The organism is Sphingobacterium sp. BIGb0165, from assembly GCF_024810095.1.
Lineage (GTDB): Bacteria > Bacteroidota > Bacteroidia > Sphingobacteriales > Sphingobacteriaceae > Sphingobacterium > Sphingobacterium detergens.
Window position 1 is genome coordinate 307,210 of sequence record NZ_JANUEB010000005.1, and the last position, 11,745, is coordinate 318,954.

Genomic DNA, 11,745 nt, shown 5'->3' on the forward strand with positions numbered 1-11,745 from the left:
CGTATAAAATGAAATAAAGCAGAAAGAGACCATCCAATCGGTCTCTTTCTGCTTTAATATATCGTTTAAATGCAAGTGTCTATTGCATCTGCATACCTTCCATGGAATTTTGGTTTTTGTTTTTCTTGAACATGTTCATGTCCATTTTGCCAAAACGATAAGATAGGTTCAATTTGACAAGCTGCGGATTGGAGAGACGATAATACTCTTGGTAGAAACCATCACCCGAAGAGACTATGGTATTTCCACGGGTTCTAAAGATATCGTTTACCGCCAATGTCACGGAAGCAGCCTGATTTTTCAAGAAACTCTTCTTGATGGCAAAATCGATCCCATAAAAAGGCTTAATGTACCCCTGAGAGGAACTTTGGGCCTGATTCATCGGCGGGCCAAAGGTTTGATTTTGTGTGACCGGCATATTTGTTTTTCCTTGATATTCAAATGCGAGCTGAAGGTTCCAGTTCTTTTTCAAATTGAACGTATTATTCAATTTTCCAAATACGGTCCACATACCTTCTGATGGTGTCTTGTCATCGATTTCAATTTTTGAATTGTAGAAATTGAGGTCAGCTGTCAGATCCCACCATGTTTTTAAATTATTGGTGTAGGTGAACTCTGCACCATAGTTTTTGCTGGAATTTGCATTAATATAGGTGTTGATGAAATCCATTTTGTCCGTAATGGGATTGAGCTCCTGTGTCAGGTATCGGGTGATCAGGTTCGTGGTATATTTGTAATAAAATGAAGCCAGGAAGGTCCCTTTACCATGTGTTCGGCTATAAGACAATTCGCCTGATGTTGTAAACTCCGGGACGAGGTCCGGATTACCACGAGTAATATTTAAGCTGTCTGTATAATCAACAAATGGAATTAACTGAAAGAAGTTGGGACGATTGACACGACGCGTGACACTCATCTGTAACTGATCTTTCTCTGTCAGTTTCTTACTCAGGAAAAGTGAAGGAAAGAGACTGACCGGATAGTTGTTGTGGAATTTTTGATTTGTGTTGATTAGTTCACCGTCATAGGTGGAATTCTCGACACGTAAACCGACTTTATAAGATACCCAATCTTTAAGGTTGCCACCAAGTGAAGCATAAGCCGCATAGACCGTATTCTTATTGTCGTAATTGGCTGACGCAGCACTGATATCTTTATACTCATCGTCATCGCGGGCTTTAAGGGTGTTGCTATTCAGGTTTTTGAGCTTGTTGATTTGTGCACGAACTCCCGTCTCAAGTTTCATCCCATTTTTGAATGGTTTAACATAATCTGCCTGTACGGTCATAAATTTATTGTCGCCAGATCCACTGTTCTTTTGGATCTGTGAACCAATGATTCCACTGTTATCTAAATAATTGGTGGTGTAAGTGCCGTTAGATTTGTTTGTTCCACCGAAATAATTGAAGTCCGCGGTCAATTCCTCACCCTCGGTTTTGAATTTCTGAACAAGACCTGCCTGTAAACCCCTAGGTTTGAAACTACGTTCGGACTCTGAAATTCTATTGCTATTGCCTTGCGTTTCCGTCGTTATCATCGTGTTTTCATTGGGGCGAAATTTACCTTCAACAAAGATTCCAGCAACAGATACGGTCGTGCGGGGACTAAGGTCATAATCTAACCCGAGTCTTCCAAAGCTGATCATTCCCTTGGTTTTTCCTTCGATATCCTGGTTAACCTCAGAATTAACGCCACCAATTGTGCTGTTCCGATAGCTATCACCTTCGGTATTTGTCCGCATACGCATATTCATTCCTGTAAGGGATATATTGAATTTGTTTTGACGCAAATTGAGACTTCCCATAAAATTGGTTCCGCCAAAGCGATCAGCTCCAAGGGTAACCATACCATTGTAACCTGTTTTTTTATTCTTTTTCAGGATAATATTTAAAATTCCGGCCATACTCCCCGAAGCATCGTATTTAGCAGAGGGGTTGGTGATGATTTCGATCTTTTCGATCACGTCAGCAGGTATTTGGTCTGGCGTTAGTGTTGTCGGTTTGCCATCTACAAAAATAGTTGGTGCAGCATTCCGGAGCTTGACATTCCCATCAATATCAACTTGTACAGAAGGCATATTGCGCATAACATCGATGGCAGTACCACCCGCTGCTACAATATTCTTTTCTACATTGTATACTTTTTTGTCGATATCCATTTCAAGTAAAGCTTTACGACCAGTGACCGTTACCTCGTCTAGCTTTCGATTATCATTTTCCAATGTGATAGCACCAAGATCTTTATCCAAAACTTTGCTATCAGATCCATACTCGACTGCAATATCTTTAGCGGTGTAACCTACTGAGCTTATTTTTAACTTCCATTTGTCTTTGGTGGATAGTGCCGTAAAACTAAATTTTCCATTTTCAAGCGAACTCGTGCTTTTGAATAAGATTTCCCGCTCTTTGTCCGTAGACTGATCATGGATCACCCGTAGCAGATTGACAGAAGCCTGTGCGATTGGTTTGCCCTGAAGGTCTATCAGTTGACCGGAAAGTTTGCCTTCAGTGACAGAGAAATTGCTGGGACGGCCACTGGGAGCTGTTTGGGCATGTAATGAGGCAACAGCGGTTGCCAATAAGAGTGCTGCTATAATTTTTTTCATTTTTTCTTTGCTATACGGATCAATAGCCGGTGTTGGACAAATTGACCCCAAGCAAATTTGTAAATGATTTTTATTCTACACAATTATCTGTAGACCGACGGGCCTAATGTGTAGACGAATGGCTGTTATCGAATGCCGTTATCTTTGCTCACTAGCCCTTTTGTCTGAAACTGCTCCATATTTTTGACATATTTTTTGCCAATCGGCAGTTCCACTTCAGGTAATGCAAGTTTTGCAACTGTGCAATGTTCGATCCTATTTTTGTTGACGATAAAGGAATTGTGTATTCGGAGGAAGTTGCCTGACGGCAACAATTTTTCCATACCACGTAAATTGCTCCGGGTTAGCAGTGGAACCGGCCGGTCAACCAAATAGATTTTTACATAATCTTTTAAACCTTCAATATAACTGATTTCCTGGAGAAATATCTTGGTCTTTTTATATTCCACATGCACGACAATATGGTCTTTTTCAACAATCTGTTTGTTGCGTAGTGTCATAATATCTGCTACTTTTCGAATCGCCGCCGTGAGCCGTTCTTTTGAAATAGGCTTCAAAAGATAATCTACTGCATTTAATTCAAATCCCTCAACAGCATATTGATGATAGGCTGTTGTGAATATGATTAACGGTGGATCTTCCAGATCCCTGACAAATTGTGTTCCTAGTTGTTCCGGCATCTGGATGTCCAGAAAAATGAGATCTACCGAATGGTTCTTCAGGTAGTCAACAACATCTACAGGGGCATGAAATTTCTGTAGAATTTCAATTTGGTCAAAACTCAACAGATCGTCCTCCAGCAAATTAAGCGCGAATGGTTCGTCGTCAATGAGTATACATTTAATCTTCATCTGTCATTAATCTGAGTGCAACTTCAAAATAGTCGTCTGCTGTCCTTTTGATTTTGAGCTCATGGCGATTGGGATAAAGCAACTGTAATCGTCGTTTCACATTCGTCAATCCGATGCCTTCATTTGGCCGGTGCTCGGTATATTGTAATATTTTATTGACCGATTTAAAAATAAGCCCACCCGGAATATCTACGAATTGAAACTGTATGTAAGGGTTATTTTTACTATCTACTCCATATTTGAAAGCATTTTCTACAAAATGAATAAATAATAGCGGTGGGATCATTCTATTCTTGAGGGTGCTTTCTATTTTTAGATCAACTTCACCCGCAATGGGAAGCCTTAATGTTTGTAAAGCAATGAAATTACGCATATGATCAATTTCTTTGAAAAGTTCGACCTTCGGTCCATCCACTTCATAAAGGATGTAGCGCAGCATTTCAGATAGCTTGACTATTGTCCCCTCGGAGTCGGGTGACTGTTTGCGGATCAGCCAACGGATATTGTTGAGCGTGTTGAATAAAAAATGTGGACTGATCTGAAGTTTCAATATAGTCAGTTCGGCAGTTGTCTTTTCTAATGCGATTTGTTTATTAAGTTCCTTTTGTCTGGCCTGTTCATTATAAAGAAAGATCATGGACGAAGTGATCATGCAGAGTGAGTAGATAATTCCCGGACCTACAACGAGTCGTACAAATAGTATATTCTCCTTTTTAAAATGAGCTAATTCTCCATTGGGATTGAAATAGACGATCGCATAATTGAGCAGGACATAAGCGATAAACCCCAACGCGATGAAGAGGACAAAAATCTTTCGACGGCCAAAGAAATACCGCGGTGCGACAACGTAACAATGAAGATAAAAATTGCTTGCCAGAAAGATGATATTGGCCAGATGGGATAGTGCCGAATAGATTTTAAAATCTGCGATTTTATCAGGTTGATAGAGATAGGTAATAAAAGGCAGTAAGAGCAGAATGATCCATATCACAATATGTAAATAGAATTTTCTAAAGAATCTACTGATCATGGGGACGTTCTTAAAGTTGTGCTATTATTGGACTATAGTCAAAAATATAAAAATATTTGTGATACTAGCATGGTATCTGTTGAGTGGACTGGTATAAATTTTAATTCAAATTGTTTCGTATCGAAATATTTCGATTAGATTGACCGTTGCAATTGCATAGACTCTTCAAAATAGTTTTGTATTTTGCACACATAAACTTGATAACGTGACATTCAATCCAAACCGATATAATATAATGCCTTACAGGCGATGTGGGAAAAGTGGTATCCAGCTTCCAGCTATTTCCCTTGGTCTGTGGCAAAATTTTGGTGATATCGATCAGAAAGAAGTGTTTAGGCAGACCCTAAGTACGGCTTTTGACAATGGTATCACACATTTTGACCTCGCCAATAATTATGGCCCACCTCCCGGTAGTGCGGAGCAAAATTTTGGCGCTATACTGAGCTCAGATTTTGTAGGACATCGGGACGAACTTTTGTTGTCGACCAAAGCGGGATACACCATGTGGAATGGCCCTTATGGCGATTGGGGAAGCCGTAAATATTTGATGGCAAGCCTTCATCAGAGCTTAAAACGTCTAAAACTAGACTATATTGATATTTTCTATCATCACAGACCTGACCCGCACACACCACTCGAAGAAACGATGGGTGCATTAAGTGATATTGTACGACAGGGGAAAGCCCTCTATGTCGGTTTATCAAACTACCCTGCGGATTTAGCAAAGAAAGCAATTGCTATATTACAGGATCTTAGATGCCCTTGTCTGATCCATCAACCGAAGTACTCGATGTTGGTGCGTAACCCAGAGGATGGGCTGTTGGACGTGTTGGATGAAGAGGGGGTGGGTATGATTGCTTTCTCTCCCTTGGCACAGGGATTACTGACCAATAAATATTTAAAAGGTAATATTCCAACCGAGTCTCGGGCCTCAAAAGAACATTTTTTAAAGAGTACTGCAATTACACCCGAACTGATAACAAAATTGTCTGCTTTGAACGAAATTGCATTGCAACGCGGACAATCGCTGGCTCAGATGGCAATTGCATGGTTATTGAAAGACGAACGCCTGACTTCGGTTTTGGTCGGAGCACGAAACAGTGAACAGTTGACTGATTCGTTAAAATCGCTCGACAATTTGAGCTTTAGTACTTCGGAACTCAATCAGATAGCACATATTCTTGCTACAACTTAATTTTTTGCTGGATGGTAAATTTCAACGCCTATGTCGGTCTTTAAAGCTAAACTTGAACTAATAGGAATCAATCCCTTTGTTTTTGTCCCAGATGATGTATTGTATCTACTCTTTGAAGAAGCTGGTGTCAACAAGGGATATATACCTATTAAAGGAACGGTAAATGGGAAAGATTACAAACAGACTTTGTTGCGTTATCAGGGAGCGTGGCGACTGTATATCAATACGGAGATCTTGCCAAATTCACCTAAACGAATTGGTGAAATCTTGGAATTATCCGTTGTTTTTGATCCGACGGACCGAAGCTTGGTTCCGCACCCCGAACTTGAGCAGGCATTGGCAGAAAATGAAGCAGCCAAAACTGTCTTTGACCGTCTAGCACCATCAAAAAGAAAAGAGATTATCCGTTATATTTCTTTTTTAAAGACCGACGACAGCCGGCGTAAAAATATTGAAAAAGCAATTGGATTTTTGCTTGGTAACAATCGATTTATTGGGCGCGAAAAACCCTGATAAAAAAGATTTATTGGAAGATTAGATCATAAAAAATAGAATGGAAAATACAAAGGTAAGATGGGGGATCATTGGCTGCGGTGATGTGACAGAGAAAAAGAGCGGACCGGCATTCAATAAGGTTAAAGATAGTCAATTACTTGCTGTCATGCGCAGAGACGCTACAAAAGCCGCCGATTATGCCCGGAGACACCAAGTTACCAATTGGTATTCGAAGGTCGAGGACTTGTTGGACAATCCGGCATTGAATGCGATTTATATTGCGACTCCACCGTCTTCGCATTATGACTATGCATTGAAGGCGCTAGAAGCCGGAAAGAATGTTTATGTGGAGAAACCTGTTACATTAAATGCGGATGAAGCCGCATTGTTGCTAGAGGCTGTTAGAAAAACAAGTGGCAAGCTCGTCGTTGCGCATTACCGAAGACAATTACCCTTGTTTCTCAAAGTTAAAGAATTGCTAGAGGCAGGACAGATAGGTGATATCCGAACCGTCCAACTTCGATTATGGCAGAGCCGGGCGCCGGAATTGGTGACTAAAGGTGCAGCAGACTGGCGTACAGACCCAGCGATATCGGGTGGGGGATATTTTTTTGATCTTGGACCACATCAATTGGATCTGATGCTGTATTTCTTTGGAACGCCTATTTCTTATGATGGATTTAGCCAAATTCAGGATGCTGCAAGTGCTGTTGCTGATCAAACGACCGGAACCATATTGTTTGAGAATCAGATCATCTTTAACGGGAGCTGGTGTTTTAATGTCCGATCAGAAGATAACATAGATTGCTGTGAAATTGTAGGTAGCCAGGGAAAAATCACCTTTTCGATATTTGGCAATTCCATCTTAATAAGATCCGATCAGGGAGAAAGAGAATTTGTATTTGAGCATCCTGAGCATATACAATATCCAATGATTGCGAGTACAGTTGCCTTTTTTGAAGGTAAAGGGCCAAACCCTGCTTCGATGGAAGAAGCTTTGACCCTCATGAAAATCATTGGTTGTTTTGCTGAGATAAAATAAGTGACTAGTGGTCGGTTAGCAATAGATTTCAACTCTTATAACAGAACAATCCTGAAGAGGAGTATTGTTATAAGAGTAATTTTTTTATGCCTATATCTTAAATCTTAGACAAGGCAGTATTGATAAATGATAGCTCGTCTATTGTGAGATCGATTGCTGTAGCTTCTGCATTTGCAATAGCCTGTTCAGCATTTCTGGCACCTGCCAATACAACAGTGATTGCCGGTTGTAGACTGGTCCAGCGTAACACAAGTTGTGAAAGACTGACGCCTTTGTCAGCTGCCAACGGACTAATGGTATCTAAGAAAGTTTTTACCTTTTTGAGATCAAATTGCTGAAAGTAGCCGTTGCGGTGATCATTTTCTTTTAATTTACCTTCATTAAAGTATTTGCCTGTAAGCAGGCCACGTTCCATTGGGCTATAAACAATAATGCCCAAATCATGCTGTTGTGCATAGGGCACAAGATCTTGTTCAATACCTCGGTTTAGCATACTGTAGCCTACCTGATTGCTCGCGATTTGGATTGAGTTCTGAGCTTCCGAAACTTGTTCAATACTATAGTTGCTTACACCCGCTGCACGAATTTTTCCCTGCTGTAAAAGCAGATCTAGAGCTTCCATTGTTTCAGTAATGGGCGTAGTACTATCTGGCCAATGGATTTGCAATAAGTCTATATAGTCCGTTTGCAGGCTTTTTAGACTGTTTTCTACTTCTTTGATCACACTGGCTTTGGATGCATACTTGTAAACAGGGATAGTTTTACCCTTTTCCTCGGCTTCAAAGAAAAATTCACCTTCACCTTTACCTTGATTACTTCCGTCCCATACCAACCCAAATTTTGTTAGCAACTGAATTCTAGACCTATCGTAACCCTTTATCGCTTCGCCTATCATCTCCTCACTTAAACCGAAGCCGTAGAAAGGAGCTGTATCTAAGGTGGTAACTCCATGATCGATGGAAGCCTTAACAGACTCGATAGAGTCTTTTTTCTCATTACCACCCCACATATTTCCGCCAATGGCGAAAGCACCATAGGTAATTGCTGAAAGTTCTAAATCTGTTTTTCCTAATTTTCTGTATTCCATATTTTGTTATTTTAACCTTTGTTACCCTCTGAATATTTTCATCTAATCAAAAAGGAGTGACTTACTCAATATTATTATTTGAGTTTGTGATGTAACAAAGGTAGAATAGTATTTTATATCATTAAAATAATTTAAATTGTATTTGTGTATCATTTTAATTATAGTTTGTATTCCTTTTTCACAGGTTGAATTTTATTTCTCTTTGTACATCAGAGGAGAAAAGTTAAATTTAAGGGAACCAAAAATGAACTTACGTACAAGAAGCCCTAAAGAAAATCGAATCCATTGATATAAACAGTATGCGAATAGAGCAACAATTTAAACCTGATGCCATCATTATAGGTGCCGGTCTGGCAGGATTAACAGCAGCAATGGAAATTACCAATGCTGGGAAGAGGGTGCTTTTATTGGATCAGGAAACTGAAGAAAATATTGGAGGACAGGCTTTTTGGTCATTTGGAGGTCTATTTCTTATCAATTCACCACAGCAACGCCGCATGGGAATCAAAGATTCCCTGGAACTGGCACAGCAAGACTGGTTAGGGACCGCAGGATTTGATCGAGCCGAAGATTATTGGCCCCGTCAATGGGCGCAAGCCTACTTGAAATTTGCTGCTGGGGAGAAATACGCGTATGTGACCAAGCTAGGTGTTAAATTTATGTTTATGGTAGGCTGGGCCGAGCGCGGAGATGGCAGAGCTTCTGGTCATGGCAATTCGGTTCCCAGATTCCATGTGAGTTGGGGAACCGGAACAGGGGTGGTCGGGCCATTTATAGAAAAAGCTTATGCCGCCGAAAAAAACGGGCTATTACAATTTAAATTTAGGCATCGTGTGACGAAGCTAATAACGGAAAATAACACAGTAACAGGTGTGTCCGGCGATATTTTAGAAGCTGATGATCAGCAAAGGGGGGCAGCGACCAATAGAAATGTCATCGACACATTTGAGTATCGTGCCCCAGATGTTATCATTGCTTCGGGGGGACTTGGAGCCAACCATGAGCTGGTCCGGAAGAATTGGCCTGAACGATTGGGAAAAGCACCGGCACAGATGATCTCAGGAGTTCCAGCCTATGTGGATGGTAAGATGATCGGTATTGCTGAAGAAGTCGGAGCACACACGATCAATAAAGACCGTATGTGGCATTATACCGAAGGTATTCAGAACTGGAATCCGATTTGGCCCAATCATGGTATACGTATCTTGCCCGGTCCCTCCTCACTTTGGTTTGACGCAAAAGGAAATAGACTTCCAGCGCCATTCTTACCAGGGTTTGACACGTTGGGTACGCTAAAACATATCCAAGATAGCGGGTATTCATATTCCTGGTTTATTCTGACACAAAAAATCATTAAAAAAGAATTTGCACTTTCCGGCTCGGAACAAAACCCAGATATCACCAATAGGGACTATAAACTTTTCCTCAAACGAATTTTTGGTAAAAAGGCCCCTGGTCCAGTTGAAGCGTTTAAGGAGAATGGAGTCGATTTTATCGTGTCAGATACATTGTCGGAATTGGTACGCAAAATGAACCTCCTGTCTGGCGATGATCTGTTAAATTATGAATCTATTGAATCACAGATCGTAGCAAGAGATCGGGAATTGGATAACAAATTCTCTAAAGACACGCAGGTCAATTATATCCGTAGTACGCGGAAATATCTTGGTGATAGATTAGGCCGGGTTTCGGCTCCGCATAAGATATTGGACCCAAAGAATGGGCCATTGATTGCCGTACGGCTCCATGTGCTGACGCGTAAGACGTTGGGCGGGCTTAAAACCAATCTTGATGCGCAGGTTTTGACGATGGATGATGATACTATTGAAGGATTGTATGCGGTTGGTGAGGTGGCAGGTTTTGGAGGCGGTGGTATGCACGGGTACAGAGCACTGGAAGGGACATTTTTGGGTGGTTGTATTTTTTCTGGGATGAAAGCGGGAAAACATATTGCTGGTAAAGCCCATCGCCAATAACCCAGTAGTTTCTCATTAATGCCGTCAAAACCTTAACGATGACACAAGGATTGTCGTTATTTTGCCTAATCTTCAAGATTAAATCTTATATTAGTTATTTCTAGGGAAAGTGCTGCATGAATCGTCTTTACTAAAAAGATAGTAGAGAAAAATCAAAATAAACCAAACTAAGCAATGAAAAGAAAAGATTTTATCCGTAATGCAGGGATTCTTACTGCCTCAACATTATTTGCGAATACACGTGTTTTCGGTTTTCAATCCGAACTTATCCGTGTTGGACTGATTGGTGTAAACGGTATGGGCTGGTCCAATCTAAATGCAATATTGAAAGTCCCCGGTGTCCAATGTACAGCACTTTGTGACGTAGATGAAAATATACTCAGCAACCGAGTGGAGGAATTAAAAAAACCAAATATTACAGTCAAAACCTATATTGATTATAAAGATTTGCTTAAAGCAACTGATGTGGACGTTGTTATCATAGCCACACCCGACCATTGGCATTGCTTGCAGATGGTAGATGCTGTTGCAGCAGGCAAGGACGTATATGTTGAAAAACCTATTGGAAACTCCATTCGGGAATGTGAAGTCATGGTTGCCGCTGCAAAAAAATATAAACGTGTGGTACAGGTGGGACAATGGCAACGTAGTCAACAGCATTTCAGAGATGCAATGGCATTTGTACATGGTGGAAAACTGGGTAAAATCCGTTTGGTCAAAGCTTGGGCTTATCAAGGTTGGATGAAGAGTATTCCTGTGTTGGCAGATGCCGCCGTTCCTGCAGGTGTTCATTATGACAAGTGGCTGGGACCAGCTCCAAAACGGGCTTTCAATCCCAATCGTTTTCATTTCAATTTTAGGTGGTATTGGGACTACGCTGGTGGCTTGATGACAGATTGGGGAGTCCATATGTTGGATTATGCCTTGATCGGGATGAAGGTTTCTGATCCGGTATCCATTATGGCTGCCGGAGGAAAGTTTGCTTATCCCGATGATGCAGCCGAAACACCGGATAGTTTAACAACAGTGTATGAGTTTGATGGATTCAATGTCCAATGGGAACAGGCAACAGGAATAGATCTTGGCCCCTATCAAAAAACACATGGTGTCGCTTTTATCGGTAATAACGGTACGTTGATCGTCAATCGTGAAGGCTGGGAGGTTATTCCTGAAAAAGGACGTATGGAAGCTGTTGCTTTTCAACCTTCAAAAGATAATGGGCTCGATAAACATATGGTCAATTTTATAACGGCAGTTCGAAATAAATCCAGTGAAGGACTTCATGCGCCGATCGAAGCGGGTGCCCATATTGCCATTTTCTCTCAAATGGGGAATATTGCTTATCGTAGCAAGAAAAAATTGTTTTGGGATAAAAATAAGCGAACTTTCAATGATAGGGAGGCAGATCGCTACTTGGCTAAAAGTTATCAAAATGGGTATAGTATGCCTAAGGTATAATGTTGT

The 11,745-nt window shown here is 40.9% G+C and carries 9 protein-coding genes; 5 read left to right on the forward strand and 4 right to left on the reverse strand.

Annotation, left to right across the window (positions count from 1 at the left end):
• Positions 1-79: 79 nt before the first annotated feature.
• The 3 genes from M2408_RS13255 to M2408_RS13265 form a co-directional block, all read right to left on the reverse strand.
• Positions 80-2,605 (reverse strand): TonB-dependent receptor domain-containing protein, encoded by a 2,526-nt coding sequence (locus M2408_RS13255; protein ID WP_259182524.1) that lies wholly within the window; start codon positions 2,603-2,605, stop codon positions 80-82.
• A gap of 125 nt (positions 2,606-2,730) precedes the next feature.
• Positions 2,731-3,456: a LytTR family DNA-binding domain-containing protein gene (locus M2408_RS13260; RefSeq protein WP_259182526.1), complete on the reverse strand. Its 726-nt coding sequence runs from the start codon at positions 3,454-3,456 to the stop codon at positions 2,731-2,733.
• Entirely contained in the window at positions 3,446-4,486 is a 1,041-nt protein-coding gene (locus M2408_RS13265; RefSeq protein WP_259182527.1) for a sensor histidine kinase, read from the reverse strand. Before M2408_RS13265 ends, M2408_RS13260 begins: the two co-directional genes overlap by 11 nt.
• A 235-nt stretch (positions 4,487-4,721) precedes the next feature.
• Between M2408_RS13265 and M2408_RS13270 the strand changes: the two genes are divergently transcribed.
• The 3 genes from M2408_RS13270 to M2408_RS13280 are packed head-to-tail and all read left to right on the forward strand — an operon-like array spanning position 4,722 to position 7,218.
• Complete coding sequence (locus M2408_RS13270; RefSeq protein WP_259182529.1) at positions 4,722-5,681, forward strand: aldo/keto reductase; 960 nt, start codon at positions 4,722-4,724, stop codon at positions 5,679-5,681.
• A 30-nt stretch (positions 5,682-5,711) separates the two neighbouring features.
• Positions 5,712-6,194, forward strand: a complete 483-nt coding sequence (locus tag M2408_RS13275) for a YdeI/OmpD-associated family protein (RefSeq protein ID WP_259182531.1) — start codon at positions 5,712-5,714, stop codon at positions 6,192-6,194.
• A gap of 40 nt (positions 6,195-6,234) precedes the next feature.
• On the forward strand, positions 6,235-7,218 hold the full coding sequence (locus M2408_RS13280) for a Gfo/Idh/MocA family protein (protein WP_259182533.1): 984 nt from the start codon (positions 6,235-6,237) through the stop codon (positions 7,216-7,218).
• A gap of 97 nt (positions 7,219-7,315) precedes the next feature.
• On the opposite strand, the gene M2408_RS13285 is transcribed toward M2408_RS13280, so the two are convergent.
• Positions 7,316-8,305, reverse strand: coding sequence for an aldo/keto reductase (locus M2408_RS13285; protein WP_259182536.1), 990 nt, complete (start codon positions 8,303-8,305; stop codon positions 7,316-7,318).
• 299 nt (positions 8,306-8,604) lie between these two features.
• Between M2408_RS13285 and M2408_RS13290 the strand changes: the two genes are divergently transcribed.
• Both M2408_RS13290 and M2408_RS13295 read left to right on the forward strand, forming a co-directional pair.
• A complete protein-coding gene (locus tag M2408_RS13290; protein WP_259182538.1) occupies positions 8,605-10,281 on the forward strand; it encodes an FAD-binding dehydrogenase in 1,677 nt (558 codons plus the stop codon).
• Between the two features lie 174 nt (positions 10,282-10,455).
• Positions 10,456-11,739, forward strand: a complete 1,284-nt coding sequence (locus tag M2408_RS13295; RefSeq protein ID WP_259182540.1) for a Gfo/Idh/MocA family protein — start codon at positions 10,456-10,458, stop codon at positions 11,737-11,739.
• The last annotated feature ends 6 nt before the right edge of the window (positions 11,740-11,745 follow it).